This is a genomic window from Henriciella sp., assembly GCF_049649345.1.
Taxonomy (GTDB): domain Bacteria; phylum Pseudomonadota; class Alphaproteobacteria; order Caulobacterales; family Hyphomonadaceae; genus Henriciella.
On sequence record NZ_JBARZC010000010.1, the window covers coordinates 1 to 19,651 of the forward strand.

General features: G+C 61.1%; 19 protein-coding genes. 13 read left to right on the plus strand and 6 right to left on the minus strand.

Annotated features, from left to right (window positions below):
- From purH to tilS, 9 genes are all read left to right on the plus strand, one after another.
- Positions 1–1,507, plus strand: a 1,507-nt coding sequence (purH, locus tag WA989_RS00210) for a bifunctional phosphoribosylaminoimidazolecarboxamide formyltransferase/IMP cyclohydrolase (protein ID WP_424338518.1), incomplete at its 5' end; no start/stop codon positions are given.
- A gap of 6 nt (positions 1,508–1,513) precedes the next feature.
- Positions 1,514–1,957 (plus strand): YbgC/FadM family acyl-CoA thioesterase, encoded by a 444-nt coding sequence (locus tag WA989_RS00215; RefSeq protein WP_424338519.1) that lies wholly within the window; start codon positions 1,514–1,516, stop codon positions 1,955–1,957.
- Positions 1,958–2,138: 181 nt separating this feature from the next.
- Positions 2,139–2,846, plus strand: coding sequence for a MotA/TolQ/ExbB proton channel family protein (locus tag WA989_RS00220; RefSeq protein WP_424338520.1), 708 nt, complete (start codon positions 2,139–2,141; stop codon positions 2,844–2,846).
- Positions 2,847–2,849: 3 nt separating this feature from the next.
- Entirely contained in the window at positions 2,850–3,302 is a 453-nt protein-coding gene (locus WA989_RS00225; protein ID WP_424338521.1) for an ExbD/TolR family protein, read from the plus strand.
- A 7-nt stretch (positions 3,303–3,309) separates the two neighbouring features.
- A complete protein-coding gene (locus WA989_RS00230) occupies positions 3,310–4,212 on the plus strand; it encodes a hypothetical protein (RefSeq protein ID WP_424338522.1) in 903 nt (300 codons plus the stop codon).
- A gap of 23 nt (positions 4,213–4,235) precedes the next feature.
- Positions 4,236–5,594, plus strand: a complete 1,359-nt coding sequence (gene tolB, locus WA989_RS00235; protein ID WP_424338523.1) for a Tol-Pal system beta propeller repeat protein TolB — start codon at positions 4,236–4,238, stop codon at positions 5,592–5,594.
- A gap of 171 nt (positions 5,595–5,765) precedes the next feature.
- Positions 5,766–6,317, plus strand: coding sequence for a peptidoglycan-associated lipoprotein Pal (gene pal / locus WA989_RS00240; RefSeq protein WP_424338524.1), 552 nt, complete (start codon positions 5,766–5,768; stop codon positions 6,315–6,317).
- Between the two features lie 103 nt (positions 6,318–6,420).
- The gene (gene ybgF, locus WA989_RS00245) at positions 6,421–7,395 is read left to right on the plus strand and encodes a tol-pal system protein YbgF (protein ID WP_424338525.1); all 975 of its coding nucleotides are present in this window, start codon (positions 6,421–6,423) and stop codon (positions 7,393–7,395) included.
- Positions 7,383–8,594 carry a tRNA lysidine(34) synthetase TilS gene (tilS, locus tag WA989_RS00250; protein WP_424338526.1) on the plus strand — a complete coding sequence of 404 codons (1,212 nt, stop codon included), beginning with the start codon at positions 7,383–7,385 and terminating at the stop codon, positions 8,592–8,594. The genes ybgF and tilS overlap by 13 nt, the downstream gene beginning before the upstream one ends.
- Here tilS and WA989_RS00255 read toward each other — a convergent pair.
- Both WA989_RS00255 and glmM read right to left on the minus strand, forming a co-directional pair.
- The gene (locus WA989_RS00255; RefSeq protein ID WP_424338527.1) at positions 8,558–9,328 is read right to left on the minus strand and encodes a formyl transferase; all 771 of its coding nucleotides are present in this window, start codon (positions 9,326–9,328) and stop codon (positions 8,558–8,560) included. The genes tilS and WA989_RS00255 overlap by 37 nt on opposite strands.
- A gap of 46 nt (positions 9,329–9,374) precedes the next feature.
- Positions 9,375–10,724, minus strand: a complete 1,350-nt coding sequence (glmM, locus tag WA989_RS00260) for a phosphoglucosamine mutase (RefSeq protein WP_424338528.1) — start codon at positions 10,722–10,724, stop codon at positions 9,375–9,377.
- A gap of 270 nt (positions 10,725–10,994) precedes the next feature.
- On the opposite strand from glmM, the gene glmS reads away from it, so the two are divergent.
- Positions 10,995–12,833, plus strand: coding sequence for a glutamine--fructose-6-phosphate transaminase (isomerizing) (glmS, locus tag WA989_RS00265; RefSeq protein ID WP_424338529.1), 1,839 nt, complete (start codon positions 10,995–10,997; stop codon positions 12,831–12,833).
- A 311-nt stretch (positions 12,834–13,144) separates the two neighbouring features.
- On the opposite strand, the gene WA989_RS00270 is transcribed toward glmS, so the two are convergent.
- Positions 13,145–13,759 (minus strand): TetR/AcrR family transcriptional regulator, encoded by a 615-nt coding sequence (locus tag WA989_RS00270; protein ID WP_424338530.1) that lies wholly within the window; start codon positions 13,757–13,759, stop codon positions 13,145–13,147.
- Positions 13,760–13,835: 76 nt separating this feature from the next.
- Between WA989_RS00270 and WA989_RS00275 the strand changes: the two genes are divergently transcribed.
- From WA989_RS00275 to WA989_RS00285, 3 genes are read left to right on the plus strand one after another with little or no spacing between them, the layout of a single operon-like run.
- Positions 13,836–14,825: an NAD(P)H-dependent glycerol-3-phosphate dehydrogenase gene (locus WA989_RS00275; protein ID WP_424338531.1), complete on the plus strand. Its 990-nt coding sequence runs from the start codon at positions 13,836–13,838 to the stop codon at positions 14,823–14,825.
- Between the two features lies 1 nt (position 14,826).
- Complete coding sequence (locus WA989_RS00280; RefSeq protein ID WP_424338532.1) at positions 14,827–15,126, plus strand: YciI family protein; 300 nt, start codon at positions 14,827–14,829, stop codon at positions 15,124–15,126.
- Entirely contained in the window at positions 15,123–15,800 is a 678-nt protein-coding gene (locus WA989_RS00285; protein ID WP_424338533.1) for a glutathione S-transferase, read from the plus strand. The genes WA989_RS00280 and WA989_RS00285 overlap by 4 nt, the downstream gene beginning before the upstream one ends.
- Here the strand turns inward: WA989_RS00285 and WA989_RS00290 are convergent.
- The 3 genes from WA989_RS00290 to WA989_RS00300 form a co-directional block, all read right to left on the minus strand.
- Entirely contained in the window at positions 15,778–16,593 is an 816-nt protein-coding gene (locus WA989_RS00290) for a sulfotransferase family protein (RefSeq protein WP_424338534.1), read from the minus strand. The genes WA989_RS00285 and WA989_RS00290 overlap by 23 nt on opposite strands.
- A gap of 42 nt (positions 16,594–16,635) precedes the next feature.
- Positions 16,636–17,169: a TerB family tellurite resistance protein gene (locus WA989_RS00295; protein WP_424338535.1), complete on the minus strand. Its 534-nt coding sequence runs from the start codon at positions 17,167–17,169 to the stop codon at positions 16,636–16,638.
- 69 nt (positions 17,170–17,238) lie between these two features.
- Positions 17,239–19,527, minus strand: a complete 2,289-nt coding sequence (locus WA989_RS00300; protein WP_424338536.1) for a PQQ-dependent dehydrogenase, methanol/ethanol family — start codon at positions 19,525–19,527, stop codon at positions 17,239–17,241.
- Positions 19,528–19,651: the final 124 nt, after the last annotated feature.

A 19,651-nucleotide genomic window follows, 5' to 3' on the forward strand; every position in this document is an offset into this window, starting at 1 on the left:
GTCTGCGCATGGCGTCGAACTGATCTCGACCGGCGGCACGGCCAGAGCCATCAAGGAGGCCGGTCTCGATGTAAAGGATGTTGCGGACCTGACAGGCTTTCCGGAAATGATGGATGGCCGCGTCAAGACACTTCATCCTGCGGTCCATGGCGGTCTTCTCTTCCGCCGCGATCTTTCAAGCCATGTCGCCGACGCCAAGCGCCATGACATCGAGCCAATCGACCTTGTTTACATCAATCTCTACCCGTTCGAGGCGACTGTGGCCTCGGGCGCGGATTTCGATACCTGTATCGAGAATATCGATATTGGCGGGCCGGCCATGCTCAGGGCGGCTGCGAAGAATGGCGATGCGGTTGCTGTCTGCACTGACCAGGATGATATCGCTGCGATCCTGGGCGAGATGGACAATGAGAAAGGCGAGATTCCACAGAGTCTGAGCCGCAAGCTCGCGGCAAAGACCTATGCGCGCACCGCTGCCTACGATGCAGCGATTTCCGGCTGGTATGCGGCGCAGCTTGAAGAGACCGCGCCGGACTGGATCGGCTTTGGGGGCGAGCTCGCGCAAAGCCTTCGCTATGGCGAAAATCCGCACCAGTCGGCCGCGTTCTACCAGACTGGTGAGAAACGCCCCGGCGTTGCCAATGCGCGCCAGGTTCAGGGCAAGGAGCTCTCCTACAACAATATCAACGACACCGATGCGGCCTTTGAGCTGATCGGCGAACTTGGCGACGAGAAGCCGGCCGTGGCGATCATCAAGCACGCCAATCCGTGCGGCGTGGCTGTCGGGGAGTCCGCGATTGAGGCGTACCGCACCGCGCTGGCCTGCGATTCGACCTCGGCTTTTGGCGGCATTGTCGCGCTGAACCGGATGCTCGATGAGGAAACGGCCGAGGAGATCACCAAGATCTTCACCGAGGTCGTCATCGCCCCTGGCGCCGAGCAGGGGGCGCTGTCTGTGTTCGCCAAGAAGAAAAACCTCCGCCTGTTGCTCACCAATGGCATTCCGGACCCGGCCGCGAAGGGGCGTGTCGTGAAATCGGTGGCCGGCGGGCTGCTCGTGCAGGACCGCGATTCCGGCCGCATCGCCAAGCAGGACCTTCGTGTCGCCACCAAAAAAGCGCCGAGCGAAGCCGAGCTGGAAGACCTCATCTTTGCCTGGCGGGTCGCAAAACATGTGAAATCCAACACGATTGTCTACGCCAAGGATGGCGCGACGGTCGGGATCGGCGCTGGCCAGATGAGCCGGATCGATTCAGCGCGGATCGCCGCGCGAAAGGCCGAAGATGCGGCAGAGGTCGCAGGCTGGGACGAGCCGAAGACCAAGGGCTGCGTGGCGGCGTCTGATGCGTTCTTCCCCTTCCCCGATGGCTTGCTTCAGGCAGCGTCTGCAGGCGCAACGGCGGTCATCCAGCCCGGCGGCTCGATCCGCGATGACGAGGTGATCAAGGCCGCCGACGAGGCCGGGATCGCCATGGTCTTTACGGGGATGCGCCATTTCAGGCATTAGAGAGCGATGAGCGGTGAACCTTCCCCCTTCGACGACCTGATGCAGCATTGGCTGACAGTGCGGGTCTATTACGAAGACACTGATTTCACCGGCATGGTCTATCACGCCAATTATCTGCGCTTCTTCGAGCGCGGACGGTCTGAATTCCTGCGCGATGCAGGGGTCTCTCATCAGTCGCTGTTGGCGCGCCCTGATCCGGCCGCCTTTACGCTGACCAATGTCGATGTGAACTATCGCAAGGCCGCGCGCATCGATGATGAATTGCTGATTCGCTCGCGCTATACCGGAACGGTCGGGGCAAAGGTGATTTTCGAGCAAGCGGCCCTCCGCCGAGAAGAGATCATCGCAGAGGCCCATATCACAGCTGTGATGATCCATGTCGACGGGCGCCCGCGCCGGCCCATTCCCGAAGTTGTCGAACAGCTCGAACCTTACGTGTTTGCTGGCTGAAACGGCTCCATTCACTGACAAATCGTTAACCAGATCGGATCAATGCTGCACCCTCTGCCATGAATAGCGGTGGCGTCAAGTTTCCGCCTGATTTCCATTGGATATGGGTGGGGCTTGCCAATCATGGCTCCGTTCGGCTGCGCCACGCGTCGCGGCAGATACAGAAAAGACGAGGATTTACATGGAAAGCGAAGCTCTCGCCCAAGCCCCTGCGGAAGCCGGCTTCTCACTTCTTGGCCTGCTGCTCGAGGCAGACCTTGTCGTGAAGCTTGTCCTGATCGTGCTGTTCATTGCGAGTCTCTGGTCATGGGCGGTGATCATCGAGAAGCTCTTCACAGTGGGCTCTGCCCGCAAGAAGGCGGCTGCCTTTGAAGATGCGTTCTGGACGGGCCGCTCCGATGATCTGGATGGCCGACCGGGCTCAGGCCAGAGCGATCCGGCCTCGCGTCTGGTCGCATCGATTTCGCGGGAATGGACGGATGCGCGCCGTATGCAGGCGGGCGAAGAGTCCCGAATGATGATCGACCGCGCCGAACGCTCGCTGCGTGCTGGTGTCGACCGGGAGGTCGGGCGCGTCAGCAAAGGCCTTGGCGTGCTCGCGACGATCGGTTCGTCTTCGCCCTTTATCGGCCTGTTCGGCACGGTCTGGGGCATCATGAATGCGTTCATCAACATTTCCGAAAAGCAGGACACCAGCCTGACAAACGTCGCAGGCCCGATTGCCGAAGCGCTGTTCGCGACCGGTCTTGGTCTCATTGCGGCCATCCCGGCGGTTATTTTCTACAACAAATTCACAGGTGACCTGAACGGGTTCGCCGACCGGCTCGACGCCTTCAGCCAGGACCTTCTGGTCCGCCTGTCGCGCCGCGCCACAGAGCCGGGGAGCTAGACCATGGCTGGATCCTGGGCATCTGGAGGTGCAGGCGGCAAGCGCGGACGGCGCGGCCTTGCCGCAGAAATCAACGTCACACCGCTGGTCGATGTCATGCTGGTGCTGCTGATCGTGTTCATGATCACGGCGCCTCTGCTTACAACCGGTGTGGATGTCTCGCTGCCGAAAACGTCTGCAGAAAACCTGCAGGCCCCCAAAACGCAACCGCTCTCTGTGTCGCTTGATACAGATGGCGCGATCTATATTCAGGACACGCAAGTCGATCCCGATGAGCTTGTCTCAACGCTCTATGCGATTGCAGGCGAGGGCTATGAGGAGCGGATCTATCTGCGCGCCGACGAAGGCGTGAATTACGGCATGGTGATGGAAGTCATGACGCGCATGCAGCGCGCCGGCTACCGCAATATCGCGCTGGTCACAGATCCGAAGGCCCAGGGACAGGAAGGAAACTGATCCTGTCATGATCCGCGGACTCCCCGCCTCTCTTGCTCTGCATGCCGCCATTATAGGCGCGGGCTATGTCGTATGGCCTTATGTCGGCACGGCCGTGCTGGAGGATGAGTTCGTTATCGTGCCTGTCGAACTGGTCGATATTGGCGAGATCACCAATGTTGCGCCGGTCACCCAGCAGCCCGAAGAAGAGGTTGAGCCGGAAGAAGAGCCCGAACCCGAACTTCCAGAGCCTGAAGAAAGCGATGACCCGGTCGAGGAAGAGCCCGATGAGCGCGACCTGCCCGAAGACGAAGTTGCCACGGCAAGCGAAGCTGCGCCGCCTGAAGAGGCTGAAGACGATCTGATGCCGGACCTTGAAGAGGATCCGGAAGACGAAGAGCCAGAACCTGAACCTGAAGAGCCCGAGCCGGAACAGCCCAAAACGCCCAACCCGGCGCCAGAGCGCAATCCGCTGGACGATCTGCTGAACGATGCCGACTCGACCTTTGAGAGCGAGCGTCAGACCAAGCGCGCAACCCAGCCGCCGAAACAGGAAAAGCGGCTTCTCGACGAGACACCGCCCGTACAGGACCCGCGCAAGGGAGCGGGCGAACGTACCGCCAATACCGTCCGGATCGAGCAGCTCTTGTGGAACCAGATCTATCCCTGCTGGGACGGCGTCAGCGACCAGCCGGAACCGGAACGCCTGAATGTGCAGATGCGCGCAGAACTTGATGCTGAAGGAAACGTTCTGGATGTTGAACTCGTGCGGCCGCGGCGCGCCCCGATCGGCGACCGGTCCATGTCACTGGCTGTCGAACGCGCCCTGCGCGCTGTCCGCAAGTGCCAGCCCTACAGACTCCCCAGAGACGATTACGAACTCTGGAAAGAAGCGAACATCAATCTCGGCCCCGCATTCGGGGACAGGTAATACTGAAAGGCGAGGAGCCACATATGCTCAAGAGAACACTAGCCGCCCTTATGACGGGACTAGCCCTCCTGTTTCCGGTCGCGCATGCACAGGTCACCGTCAACATTGCTGAGGGTGTGCTGAAACCGACACCGGTCGCCATTCCCACATTTGAAGCGAATGCCGGCAATGAACAGCTCGCTGCCGATATCACCAAGGTGATCCAGGACGATCTCGTCTCGACAGGCCTGTTCACGGTCACGCCGGAAAGCGCATACATCCAGCGCGATCTCTCCATCGACAGCCAGCCGCGCTTTGCCGACTGGAAGATCATTCAGACCGATGCGCTGGTGGTTGGCGATGTTGATACGGTGACGGTTGAAGGCGTCGAGTTCATCCGCGCTTCGGTCCGGCTTTGGGACGTCTATGGCGAGGAGGTCATGCGCCTTGAAGGCCAGGCCGGCCGTCGCTTTACCGCCAAGCCTGAAGACTGGCGCCGCATCGCGCACAAGATCGCCGATACGATATATACCCGCCTGACCGGCGAGGACCCGTATTTCGATTCCCGCATCGTCTATATCGCAGAGACCGGTCCGAAGGATGCGCGCGTCAAACGCCTCGCCATCATGGATTCCGACGGCGCCAATGTGAAATATCTCACAAGCGGTACGTTCACGGTGCTCACCCCGCGTTTCTCGCCTTCGAACCAGCAGATCACCTACATGTCGTTCGAGAACAACCGCCCGCGCGTCTATCTCTTCGATATCCAGAATGGCCGCCAGGAAGTGCTCGGCAATTTCGAGAACATGACTTTTGCGCCGCGCTTCTCGCGTGATGGGGAATCTGTGCTGCTGACGCAGGCCAATAGCGGCAATTCGGATATCTATATCCGCGATCTCGTCACCCAGCGCACACGCCGCCTGACAGACCATCCGGCGATCGATACCTCGCCCTCCATGTCACCCGATGGCAGCCAGATTGTCTTTAACTCCGACCGCGGCGGCAGCCCGCAGCTCTATATCATGAATACTGATGGTTCGCCGCTGACCTGCCCGTCGGGCGGACGCGATACGGCCTGCCGGATCACTTTTGGATCGGGGCGCTATTCGACGCCTGTCTGGAGCCCGCGCGGCGATCTCATCGCCTTTACCAAGCAGACGCGCGGCAAGTTCCACATCGGCGTGATCGGCATTGACGGGGAAGGCGAGCGGCTTCTGACGGAGTCCTATCTCGATGAGGGCCCGGAATGGTCGCCGAACGGACGGGTCATCACCTTCTTCCGCGAACGCGCCCCGGGCGCCGGACCGCAGCTCTGGTCTGTCGATCTTACGGGCCGGAACCTGCGCCAGATTCCGACGCCGACAGATGCGTCCGACCCGGCCTGGTCACCGCTTCTGAATTAGAGAATCGTAGAGTAAGATCGGCAGCTCGGTTCGCCAGAACTTGCCGTTTTTTTTAATGTTTTCAAAATACCACAGCGTGCAGATAATATATTGGTCAGCAAAACAGCCACGAAGTTGACAAATTCAGTGACTAAAGCCGCACGCTGAAACGACCATAGCAAGGAGTATTCAATGCGTCGTACTGTAATGTCCACCGCTGCCCTCGCCCTTCTTTTCGGCGCTGCGGCATGTGCTTCCAAGCCTGAACCCGCACCGGTGGCTGATACAGCGCCGGTCGTTCAGGATACCGCTCCTGTCGAGCGCAATGAAATTGTTGAGGCCCCTGTCCGTGAAATGGACTCCGGCCCGATGAAAGGTTCGCTCGAGGATTTCACGGTCAATGTTGGTGACCGTGTCTATTTCGACCTCGACCAGTATCGCCTCGATGCAGACGATCAGGAAATCCTGCAGCGTCAGGCCGCCTGGCTGCAGTCCTATCCAGGTGTCCGCATCCTCGTTGCCGGCAACTGCGACGAACGCGGCACGCGTGAGTACAACCTTGCCCTCGGTGAGCGCCGCGCGAGCATCGTGAAAGACTATCTGGTCAGCCTCGGTGTCGACCCGGCCCGCATCGAAACCGTTTCCTACGGTAAAGAGCGTCCGCTGGCGACTGAATCGAATTCAGCTGCCTGGGCCCTGAACCGGAATGGTTTCACTCAGATCCTGTCCGGCGCCAATAGCTAGGACAGAGTATCATCTGTAATGACTAAGCCGGGTGCCATAATTTGGCCCCGGCTTTTTCGTATCTATCCTGCCTGAACACCCGAGCGTACGGAGTATCCCTTCCATGAATCGTCTGGCCCTTGTCTGCAGTCTCCTTGTCATGACCTGTTTTACCATCCCTGCGGCCACCGCGCAGGGGGCTCCGATCGTGCGCGGCGCAACCAGCGGAAACCTGGCTGACTCGGTTCAGGATATGCGCCAGCAGAACGCCCAGCTACGGCTCAGCGTGACCCGGCTCGAAGACCAGATTGCGCAGCTCAATGGCAAGGTCGAAACGCTCGAATTCCTGCTGTCGCAGTCACGCGACGAGATGAACCGGCTGCAGGGTGACGACGCCCAGATCGGCGAAGAGCTGGAAAGCCTGCGCAGCGCGAATGCCGGTCTCAATTCCCGTCTGAGCGACCTTGAAGCCGACATCCAGGCAATATTGAGCGGCTCTGCCGGCCTCGAGCCCGGCTCCGATACCGATATGGCGGGCAACGAAGATGATGAAGACCGCGCACGTGTCGCCTCGACCAGCAGCGCGCCCAGTGGCGGTGAGCCCCGCCGCATAGTGAGCCGGTCTTCAGGCACAACGAATTCCATGTCGTCTGGGAGCAATCCGGACGTTCAGGGTAGCCTCGGCACACTGACGGCGAGCGACCTGCCGGGCGAGGCCGGACCACTTTTCGCGACGGCCAAGTCCCGGCTTCTGAAGTTCGACTATGAAGGCGCCGAGCAGGCGTTCCGCGCCTTTCTTGGCCGCTTCGGCGACGATCCGCAGGCCGGTGAAGCCCAATACTGGCTGGCAGAAACCCTGTTCCAGCAGGAGGCCTATGCCGAGAGCGGGCAGGCCTATACGCAGATGATCCGTGAATATCCCGAAGACGCCCGTGCGCCGGATGCGCTTGTGAAGCTGGCCCGGTCCATGCGTCTTGTCGGCGATACGGAGAAGGCGTGTAATGCGCTCTCCATCTTGCCCCAGCAATATCCCAATGCGTCCGGCGTGACGCGCAACCTTGCGGCGCTTGAGAGCACGCGAGCCGGTTGCGACGCCTAGAGGGCAAAGCTTTCGAGCTGATCGACCGCATGGCGGCGGGCCGGAGCGGGCCTGTCGCCATTGCCGTGTCGGGCGGAAGCGATTCGCGGGCGCTTCTGGTGCTGACAGACCAGTGGGCGCAGATTTCCGGGCGCGACCTTCTTGTCCTGACAGTTGATCATGGTCTGAGGCCCGAAGCGGCACGTGAGGCAGCTTGCGTTGTCGAGCAGGCCAGCGCACTCGGCCATCCGGCGCAGTGTCTCACATGGACAGGCGAGCGGGCGACACAGCGGCATGCAAGGCGGGCGCGTCACACATTGCTCGCATATGCGGCTCGCGCAGCCGGCGCGGGCCTGCTTCTGCTGGGGCATACACAGGACGATTTTGAAGAGACTTTGCTGATGCGGCTCGCCCATGGCTCGCCCCTTGCGGGCGCGGCGGGGCTTCAGCTTGTGTCTGTGTCTCCCGTCTGGCCGGAGGGGCGCGGCGTATTGCTTGGGCGACCGCTTCTCCCGCAGCGCCGGCAGACGCTACAAGCATTGTTGAAGGCGAAGGGCCAGGCCTGGGTGAGCGATCCGAGCAACCAGGCCAACATTTACGAGCGGGTCCGTGTGCGCCGCACGATTGCGCAGCTGGAAAACCGTGACGCCTTGGCCTCGATCGCCACATCTGCGGCCCTGCTTCGGGCGGCTGAGGACAGGGCGATCGCTTCGGCGTTGGCACAAGACGTGGAGGTGGACCGGTTCGGACAGGTGACGCTGGCCTGCGCGCCGGCTGAGAGGACCCCCACACCGCGCCTGCTCGGCATTCTTCTCCAGCTGGCTGCGGGGACTGACAAAGCCTGTGACCGGATGCAACTCGAAGCGCTCTGTGCTTCGATTGAGGAGGGCGGGCCGCAATCGCGTCTCACCCTGGGCGGGGCCTGGCTGCAAAGGCGGGGCGATACTCTCCTGATCGGCCGAGATCCCGGCGAGGCCAGCCTCAGCGCCGACGGATCGGTCTTTGATGGCCGGTTCGAGCGGAAGCGTGGGCTGGCCGCGCCCGCTGAGGGCATGCCTGTGCCGTTCCTGGTGCGCGATTCGCAGCCGCCTGCCGGCTACAGGGAAATCCTGAGCGAGCGGCTTTCTCTCTGGGCGGAGGCGATGCGCCTCAGTGCAGGACTGACGGGGGAATTTTCTGGCAGTTACCAGACGCCGCGGCTCAATCCCGTCCAGACATAGCCACCGAGTGTCGGGGCAAACCATTGGCGCGAGGGCAAATTGACGGTGTGCGGCGCGAGCCGGCCATCGACCGCATCTTCCATCGCCTGAACCACGATGTCCCGGCTGCCGGCAGCGATACGCCAGAGATAGGTGTGGAACGTGTCAGACGGGTGAGCATCGACCTTCGACTGGTAAAGAATGCCGCCCGTATCGACGCCTTCATCGATCAGGTGGACCGTCGCACCGAAATGTTCCGGCTCTCCGTTGGCGAGCGCGAAATAGCCGCCAAACATACCGCGATAGGCGGGGTTAATGCCCGAATGGTAGTTTATGAACGGCGCGTCGACGGCGTTCAGCGTCTTGCGGCCAATCATACGGGTCGAGACGACAAACACCGCTTTCGGCGCGACATCGGCGAGCACATCACGGCAGGCCTTCGTGTTCACAGACGGCACGTCGATAATCCGCGTGCCCTGGATAGGTTTTGGAAAGAGCCGATAAGCGCCGATCATGTCGGTGATGACATTCTCGCTGCCCAGCTTGGTAAATTTCATCGGCAGGCGCGCGGCCTGCATGCTTGCGACCTTGATCGGGCCGAGCATTTTCAGCCGGCGTTTCCAGAAGCTTTTCTGGCATTCTGGTTGTTCCAGAATGACGGGAAAGTCGCCGAAGCGCTCGCGCAGGGCGTTGATCATGATCCAGCTGTGCGGACCGCCTGATGTCAAGGCGACAATATCGTGGGTCTCAGCCATTTCCAGCACCTCCATTCGTGCTGGATCTAGCGATGCAAGCGGCGTGCTAGCCGCTCACTTTGCGAACGGCGTCTGCGATTTCGTCCACGGCAGCTTGCATGTCATCGGCGTCTTCGGCCTCGGCCATGACGCGGATCAGGGGCTCTGTTCCGGACTTGCGGATGACCAGCCGGCCAGCCTTGCCAAGGCGTTTTTCAACCGCGGAGATCGCATCCTTCACAGAGTCTTCCTCAAGCGGCGCGCCGGAGGAAAAGCGGACATTGACGAGTTTCTGAGGCACCGGCTCGAACACGCGCGCGACCTCGGACAGGGGTTTGCCGCTTTCGACCATCACGGCAAGGGCCTGAAGCGCGGCAACCAGGCCGTCGCCGGTCGTTGCATAATCCGAAAGAACGATATGACCGGACTGTTCGCCGCCGAGATTGAAGCCGCCTTCGCGCATCCGTTCAACGACATAGCGGTCACCCACCTTTGTCCGCTCCAGCTTGAGGCCCAGGCTTTCGAGATATTTCTCTAGGCCGAGATTGGACATGACAGTGGTCACGACGCCCTTTTTGGAGAGCTTCTTTGCGTCTTTCCAGTGTTTCGCAATGAGGCCGATCAGCTGGTCGCCATCGATCTCGTCGCCTTTTTCGTCGATCAGGATGCAACGGTCTGCGTCGCCATCGAGCGCGATGCCGATATCGGCGCGGTATTTCAGGACCGATTCGCGAAGCGCCAGCGTATCGGTGCTGCCGACCTCGCGATTGATATTGAAGCCGTCGGGCGACACGCCGATCGGGAAGATCTCGGCGCCCAGTTCGTAGAGCGCTGCCGGGGCGACCTTGTAGGCAGCCCCGTTCGCGCAATCGATACAGACGCGCAGGCCTGAGAGGCGCATGCCGCGCGGGAACGTGGCCTTGACGATTTCGACATAGCGGGCCTGAGCATCATCGACGCGGAGCGCCCGGCCAAGCGCGGTAGGCGCGGCGAGCTTGTCGTCCAGCGCGCGGTCCATCCGGCTCTCGATTTCGAGCTCAATCTCGTCTGAAAGTTTGAAACCGTCCGGGCCGAAGAGCTTCAGGCCATTATCCTCAAACGAATTGTGACTGGCGGAAATCATCACGCCGAGATCCGCGCGCAGGGAGCGGGTCATCATGGCCACACCTGGGGTCGGCAATGGGCCGAACAGGGTGACGTCCATGCCGACAGAGGTGAAGCCAGCAACCAGAGCGGGCTCGATCATGTAGCCAGACAGGCGCGTATCCTTGCCGATCACGACAGAATGGCGGCGCGATCCGCCGCGGCGAAAATATTTCCCGGCCGCCATGCCGAGCCGCATGGCGATTTCAGGCGTCATCGGTGGCAGGTTCGCCGTGCCCCGAATGCCGTCCGTGCCGAAATATTTGCGCGACATATCCTGTCTCCATCTCGCTCTGGCGTCAGATGCCACACCAGGGGCCGGGCTGCCAAGGCGGAAGCTGACAGCGCTTGCTTATACATGAGAGCCGCCATTAAACCCTTAATTTGAGGCGGAAACTGTAGTGTTTTCAGGAAACTTTCTGCTTAATGGCCCTTCTTGCGCCGTCGCCCTGTCACATTCGGTCATTGTATTTGCAATGACGAAAGCGGTGTGTGTTTTCTAAGGGCGTGGACGAGCGAGACAAATCGAGAGAGTTGAGTAGGCATGTGTGGGATTATTGGAATTCTCGGCAATGAGCCGGCGGCGCCGAGACTGCTCGATGCGCTGAAGAGGCTGGAGTATCGCGGCTATGACAGCGCGGGCATCGCGACGCTGGACAGCGCGGGCAAACTTGATCGCAGACGCGCCCCGGGAAAGCTGAAAAATCTCGAAGCCGAACTCTCGGACAATCCTCTGCCGGGTAATCAGGGCATTGGCCATACGCGCTGGGCCACGCATGGCTCTCCGACAGTTGGCAATGCGCATCCGCACGTCTCAGGCGGGGTTTGCGTCGTCCATAATGGCATCATCGAGAATTTTCGAGAGCTTCGCCAGGACCTCGAAGCCAAGGGACAGACATTCGAGACCGAAACCGATTCCGAGACGATCGCGCATCTGATCGCGGCAAACATGAAGTCCGGCATGAGCGAGACCGAAGCCGTGCAGGCCGGTCTTGCGCGGCTCGAAGGGGCGTTTGCGCTCGCCTTTCTGTTCGAAGGCAAGCCAGACCTGCTGATTGGTGCGCGCAAGGGCTCGCCACTGGCGATCGGTGTCGGCGATGGTGAGATGTATCTCGGCTCCGACGCGCTGGCCGTGGCGCCCTTTACGAACCGCGTTGTCTATCTCGAAGAGGGCGACTGGTGCGTCCTCGACCGGGAAAGCTACAAGGTGTTCAATGCCAAGGGCGAAGAGGTCTCGCGCAGCGTGACACTTGTCCAGGGCGCGGGCGCGGCGGTCGAAAAGGGTAATTATCGCCACTTCATGCAGAAGGAAATCTTCGAGCAGCCAGACTCCACCGCGCGCACGATTGGCGCTTATGTAAACATCCTCAAGCAGACAGTGGACTTGCCCGAAGACAGCCGCGGCGCGATTGACTGGACCGAGATTCAGAGCCTGCAGATGATCGCCTGCGGCACGGCCCACTATGCGACCAAGGTCGCCGAATACTGGTTCGAACAGATCGCCGGCCTTCCGGTAAAGACCGACATCGCGTCTGAGTTTCGGTACCGCGAGCCGGCGCTGCCCAAATCTGGCGGGCTTGCCCTGTTCGTCAGCCAGTCCGGGGAGACGGCCGATACGCTGGCGGCGCTTCGCTATTGTAAGGAAAAGGGGCTCAAGACGGCCGCTGTCGTCAATGTGCCAACTTCGACGATTGCGCGCGAAGCCGATCTTGTCCTGCCGACGCTGGCCGGACCCGAGATTGGCGTGGCTTCGACAAAGGCGTTTACCGCGCAGCTCTCGGCGCTCGCGGCAGTTGCGATTTCGGCGGGCCGGGCACGCGACCACATCAATCGCGACATGGAAATCCGTCTCCTAAAGGCGCTGACCGAATTACCGCGCCTGATTTCGACCACGCTCGGGCTGGACGAGCGGATCGATACGCTCGCCCGCGATATCGCCAAGGCCACGGATGTCATCTATCTCGGCCGCGGCGTTCATTACCCGATCGCGCTTGAGGGCGCGCTGAAGCTGAAGGAAATCAGCTATATTCACGCTGAGGGCTATGCCTCCGGCGAGTTGAAGCATGGGCCGATTGCGCTGATCGATGAGGAAACGCCGGTTGTGTTCGTGGCGCCGTTCGATGGCCTGTTCGACAAGTCGCTGTCAAACCTTCAGGAGGTTGCCGCGCGGCGGGGCGAGGTTATCCTCATTTCCGATGCGTCCGGCCTGCGTGCGGCAGGCGACGCGCCCGCGCACCGGATCGAGCTGCCCGATTGCGATCCGTTCGTTGCGCCGATCCTTTATTCCATTCCGGTCCAGCTGCTCGCCTATCATGTGGCGGTGGAGAAGGGCACGGATGTTGACCAGCCGCGCAATCTCGCCAAATCGGTCACCGTCGAATAAGCCCGCTCGCCTGGATCGAAAAAGCCCCGGCAGCGTTTGCTGCGCGGGGCTTTTATTTTGGGAGGATGCTGCGGCGAGGGCGGGCCCTCATCACACCATGGACCCTGCCGAAAACAGGGTGAGACCAACAAGGACAGCGGTCAGCGGAAGGCTGAGAAGGGCTGCGAAAAGACCTTGGCGGGCTTCGATCGGGGAGGAAATGCTCATTGTTTTTATCCTTCAAGCTAACTGGAACAAACACGCTGATCTGCTCCATGCCCAATCATATAGATCGGGATTGATGGATAATCAATGAATAATTTGAAAAATGTTCAATGTTCAGTTTCTGGCGTCTTTTCGATACCGTGTTTCAAGCCCGCAATTATGATATCGAGCGCCCCATTCAGCTCCCGGCGGAGCTTGGGCAGACTCAGCCGTGAGAAAAGCTGCGGAAAGCGAAATTTCATCAGCGCCGACTGGATCATCTCGGCGGTGTAATTACAGTCAGCGATAGGCGCGAACTCCCCTTTCTCGACGCCGTCTTCGAGAATGGTGCACAGATAGATGCGCTCCTGGGCGAGGCCTTCATTCATGAAAAGCGGGCGTTCTTCCCCCAGCACTTCAGCCACCTCGAGAATTTTCGCCTCGCGTTCGATCGCGTCATAGGTCTGGCTCAGATTATAGTGAAACACCTTTCTCAGGCGCTGGCAGGGCGGCTCCGAGCCGCGCGCGATCTCCGAATAGGCCTGGTACAGCTCGGTATTGAATTGCCGGGCCATCGCTTCGGCGATATCAATCTTGGAGGTGAAGAAGCGGTAGATATTGCCGGCGGACATGCAGCAGTCCTTGGCAATTTCCGACATGGTTGTTTTGCCATAACCGTAGTGTTTGATACGGTTCATTGCCGCTTCGAGAATCTGCTCGCGGGTTTCTGTTTTGTCATTCATGACGCTAGGATAAGGAAATTGTCTGAATGATCAACGAATTCTTCAGCGCATATTTCCCTGAGCGAGGTGAGCCAGCATGCAGACTATAGGAATCCTCGGTGCTGGCGCCTGGGGCACCGCGCTTGCCTTTACGGCCCGTGAAGCAGGCCGCGACGTGAACATCTGGGCGCGGGAGCCGGATGTGGCCGAGGCTCTGAGCAGCGGCAAAGGCAATCCAGCCTTCCTTCCGGGGCTGGATCTTCCACCCATGGAAACGTCGACAGAGCTCGCCGCGCTTGCCGCGTCCGACGCCATCCTGTCGGTTGTCCCGGCCCAGCATGCCCGCAAGGTTTTTGCCGATCTCGCGCCGCATGTCGCCGCCGGAACGCCGATACTGCTGTGCTCGAAAGGCATCGAGCAATCGACGCTCAGCCTGATGACCGATGTCCTTCACGAGACCATTCCGCAGGCGGTCCCGGCGGTTCTCTCCGGCCCGAGCTTTGCGGCCGATGTGGCGCGCGGCCTTCCGACGGCTGTCACGCTGGCCTGTTCGGACAAAGCCCTCGGTGAAGCCCTGATGCAGGCCATCGGGCGGCCCACTTTCCGGCCTTACTGGTCGAATGATCTGATCGGCGCTGAAATCGGCGGGGCTGTCAAGAATGTGCTGGCTATTGCGTGCGGCATCGTCGAGGGGCTGCAGCTTGGCAAGTCGGCGCATGCCGCGCTGATCGCGCGCGGCTTTGCCGAGATGACGCGGCTTGCCGTCGCCATGGGCGGGCAGGCGGCCACGCTTTCGGGATTGTGCGGGCTCGGCGATCTGGTGCTCACATGCTCGTCGGTCCAATCGCGCAATATGAGCTTCGGCAAGGCGCTCGGCGAGGGACAGAGCGCCGAGGCGATCCTGGAGGAGCGAAATTCGGTGACCGAGGGCGTGGCGACGGCGCCGGCGCTCATGGCAATGGCCGAGCGCGAAGGCGTCAGCATGCCGATCTGTGAGGCCGTCGACGATATATTGAGCGGCCGCACCAGCCTGGATTCGGCGATAACCACACTCCTCTCGCGTCCATTCACTCAGGAGACGACCTGACATGCCCCAATTCCTCATCAATGCCCGCGACAAGGCGAACGCGCTCGACCTGCGGATGGAGCACCGCCCGCAACATCTCGAATGGGCGCAGAGCCATGCCGACAAGATTCTCATGGCTGGCCCGGTTTTCGCCGATGACGGCGAAACCTTTGCCGGATCCACTTTCGTTGTCGAATTCGACACGCTGGAAGCGGCCGAAAACTGGGCGGCGCAGGACCCTTATGCGCGCGCCGGCCTGTTTCACAGTGTCGAGATCGTGCCGTTCCGCTGGCTGCTTGGCGATGGAAAGCCAAAGCCATGAGGAAGTTCGTCAGCGGCAATCTCAATTATTCGAGCTGGTCGATCCGGGCACTGCTCATGGCGCGCCATGTCGGGCTGGACGCCGAAGAGGAGATCGTCCCGCTCGATTTTCCGGACACGACCGGAAAACTCGCCGCGATCAGCCCGACGAGGAAAGTCCCTCTCCTCATCTGGGACGATGAGACGGTCTGGGATTCGCTCGCGATCATCGAATGGCTGGCGGAGCGCTATGAGGGGGTCTGGCCGGACGATGCCAAGGCGAGGGCCAGAGCCCGCGCGATTTCGGCAGAGATGCATTCGGGGTTTCCGGCCCTGCGCCGGGCGTGTCCGATGGATATCCGCTCGCGGCATCCGGCGCCTGACCTGACCGATGATCTCAAATCAGACATTGCCCGCATCGACCGGATCTGGGCGGACACCCGCGCTGAATTCGGGGAGGGCGGACCCTTTCTGTTTGGAGACTGGTGCGCGGCAGACGCCGTCTATGCGCCGGTCGTCACGCGCTTCATAAGTTATGACCTGCCCCGCAGCGGCGTGGCCGAGACCTATATGGACGCGGTCATGGCGCATCCGCTGGTGACGGCGCTGGCGGCGCAGGCGGAAACAGAGCCGTGGTGGATCAGATATACGGCCGACGGGCGAAGCTCCGGCTTCATCCCTTCGGGAAATTCATGAGATCATAGCCGAGATCGTGGCGGAACAGCTCTTTGACGCGCTCGCGATAGATGTCCAGCGCCTCGCCTGAGAACTGTTCTTCCAGAGGTGTCTTGCGGAACTGCAGCACATTGGCCTCGGCTGTCGGGTCGACCTTCTTGGCCATCGCTTCCTTGGTCCCGGCTTTCAGGGCCCCATCGATGGCATCCGGCGTCAGTGCGATTTTCCAATGGGCCGCCATGCCGCCTAGTATTGCGCGCGGATTGGCGCGCGTGTCTTCATAATGGACCCGGTAAATCCGGTCGCCTGCGTCTTCCATCACCTCGCCCCAGCGGTTCCAGAAGCGCGCGAGCCAGTAGAGGTCGCAGCGATAGACAGCGCCTGTGGGGTCGCCGCGCAGATAGTCCAGCCAGTCGACATTGAGCTCGTGGTTCCACTTGGCGTGGTGGCTTGCTAGAATGCTCATCGGGTGGCGCACGAACAGGACATAAGGCGGCAGGCCGGCGGCTTTGCGCGCCCAGCCCCAGTCTGCAAGACGGTGCGGAATGGTGTGGCTGAAGGCCAGCCGCGGCAGCTCCTTGAAGGTTGGTTTGTCCTTTGGCCAGCCAATATAGGGCCGCACGGCATCTTCGGAGAAATATTGCGGGCGCGGCACGCCGAACGTGTCGGCCAGCGCGACCGAGAACATGTATTTCACCCAATGGGTGCCCGAATTCTTAGAGGTGACGAGCATGCCGTCAAAGGCGCGGTGGCGGAGGATGGAGTAATTGCTCCAATTGTCCTTGCGGACGCGTTTGCCGAAAGCGCTGCTCATGGTTGAACTTGTAGTCTGGCAGGGCCTGTCCTGCCAAGCGCCTCAGTTCAGCCCGGCCTTCTGGCGCCAGATCTGGATCAGGTCGCGCTCATCGGTCGAGACATGGCCATCGGCAACGGCGACATTTTCGAGCATGCTGGCAAGATCGTCGAACTCCTTCGGCCCCATGCCGGGCGCGCGCACGACAACGTCGCTCATCCGGCCAACGACAACATGGGAGGCGGGCGCCTGCCGCGTCAGCCACCCCGCCTGTGTGATCATGTCGTCGGCCTGCGCGTCTGTGAATTCGAAATGTTCGATCATCTCGGCGCGGATGGCCGCTTCCTGCATCTCGCTGACAGCGCCGCGGGTACGGGCGAGTGCGAGCATCATGACGGCGGCCGCTTCGCGTGGATCCCTCACGACATCGAGCCCGCCCTTGCGAGCCTTGTTCTGGTGGCTGAGCTTGCGCGGCCTGTTGGCGAAGCCCTTGGCGGCCTTGTAGCCGTCACGCGCGGCGCCCGAGATCATCTTGATCCGGAAATACCAGACCGCAATGAAGGTCAGGATGCCAAGCAGGGCCATCAGGATATGCATGAAAAAACTCTCCGGCGGGATGCCGGAGAGTTTAGAGGGTCACATTCAGGATTAGAAGTGGTTTCAGGCTTATTCGCCTTCGCCCGCTTCCATTTCCGGTTCGGCGTCATCGTCCGGCAGGTCGGCGTCCTCATCGGGGAGGACTTCTTCTGCAGGCACGGCAGGCGTCTCGTTCATATGAGCCTGCGCGATGACATAGGCGCGGATCGCTTCGGAATCCTCAGGCGTGAGGACGTCAGCGAAGGAGACCATGCCATTGTCGGCGAGGTTGCCGTCAATCACGACGCCTTTCCACGCCTCTTCGTTGGCGGTATAGGCCGACCAGCGCAGGTCTGGCAGGACGCCTGAGCTGATGCCCAGCATGCCATGGCAGACCGCACAATTGCGCGAGAAGTGCACAAGGCCGGCCTGAAGGGTCTCCTCGTCACCAAAAGGCTCTGCCTTGGGCGTCGGCTCTATGAGCAGGCTCTCGTCAAGCGCGGGAATTTCGGCCTCGCCGCCGAGCTTGAAGGTGATTACCTTGCCCAGTGCTGGCGGCACCTTGTCTTCGAACAGGAAGCCTGCAGCGAGGCCAAAGGCATGGCCCCAGCCTGTCGTGATGGTGACGTATTGCTCGCCATCGATCTCATAGGTGGACGGACCGGAGAGCGCGCCGGAATTCAACTGGGTGCTCCAGAGTTCATCGCCGGTGGCCGCATCATAAGCAACGAAGGCGCCGTCGAGGCGGCCCTGGAAGATGATGCCTGACGCTGTCGATGTGATCCCGCCATTCCAGGCTGCCGGGTGGTCGACGCGCCAGCGTTCCTCCTGCGCCACAGGGTCCCAGGCGACGAGGGCGCCGCGCGTCGCTGCGCGAAGGGCTTCGATCGTGCCTTCGGGATAGCGCACAGGCATGCCGGCCGAGAAATCCATGCCGGTGTTCCACTTGGCCGGCTTCGATTTGAAGCGCGGGTCGGTGATATAGGCCTGCGTGAGTTCCGAGACCGGGATATAGACCAGGCCGAGATCGGGGTTCATCGCCATCGGATGCCAGTTATGTGCGCCATAAGGCGCCGGCGACTGGACAAAGCCGGCATAGGTCGCCGGATCATTGTTGCGCGCTTCAGGATTCTCGATCGGGCGGCCCGTCTCGTCGAGACCTTCGGCCCAGTTGAGGTCCGAATAGGGATTGCCGGAGATGAACTCGCCAGTCTCGGCGTCAACGACGTAGAAGAAGCCGTTCTTCGGCGCCTGCATTGCCACCCGCCGGGTCTCGCCGTCTTCGCCAAGCGGCAGTTCGGCCAGCATGATGTGCTGAGTGGCGGTATAGTCCCAGTTCTCACGCGGCGTGGTCTGGAAGTGCCAGTTGTATTCGCCGGTGTCTGCATCAACCGCGACCATGGAGGAGACAAACAGATTGTCGCCATCGCTGTTGGGATCGCGCAGATCGGCATTCCAGGGCGAGCCATTGCCGACGCCGAAGATGACCTGGTTGTTCTCCGTGTCGTAGACGATCGAGTCCCAGACCGTGCCGCCGCCGCCATCGCTGACCCAGGCGCCGTCATCGCCCCAGGTGTCGTTGGCAAGCTCGGCGAAAATTTCGTCAGAGGCGGCGCCGTCGGGCTCCTTGTTCGGATTGGGCACGGTGTAGAAGCGCCAGGCGAGATCGCCCGTCTCGGCGTCATAGGCCGACAGATAGCCGCGAACGCCAAGCTCGGCGCCGCCATTGCCGATCAGGACATTGCCTTTGACGATGCGCGGGGCGCCAGTGATCGTGTAGGGCTTGGATTGATCGACCGTGACCTTGCTCCAGATCACATCGCCGGTCTTCGCGTCGAGCGCTTGCAGCCGACCGTCAATGACACCGGCATAGACCTTGCCATCATAGACCGCGACACCGCGATTGACGACGTCGCAACAGGCCTTCACGCCGACGGCCTTGTCGACTTCAGGGTCATGCACCCAGAGCTCTTCGCCGGTCACCGGGTCGAGCGCATAGACGACTGACCAGGAAGAGGTGAGATACATCACGCCGTCGACGACGATGGGCGTCGATTCGATGCCGCGTCCGGTCTGAAGATCATAGACCCAGGCCGGAGCGAGCTCGGAGATATTCTCCTTGGTGATGCCGGTCAGGCCTGAATGGCGCTGTTCGTCATAGGTACCATTATAAGTCAGCCAGTCGGCGGGCGTGTCGGCGGCTGCCATAAGCCTTGCATCATCGACGGCTGCCGTGCCGGCTGCGTTTTCGGTGTCCGCGGATAGCTCAGGCGGCGCAGGAGCCCGGTCGATGTCTTCCACGGTTTCAGTCTGGTTGCCGCACGCCGTCAGCCAAATGGCTGAGAGCGCTGCAGCGGCAATTGCGCGAACAGGTTTCATGATCACTCCTGAGCTTTCCTCAACGGCCTCGTCTTTGTGCGAGGTTCCCAACAGGCGGCATGCTAGCTTTTTTAAGGGGCTTGTCGAGGCAGACGCAACGGAAGGTTTTATTACAGGCCCGTGG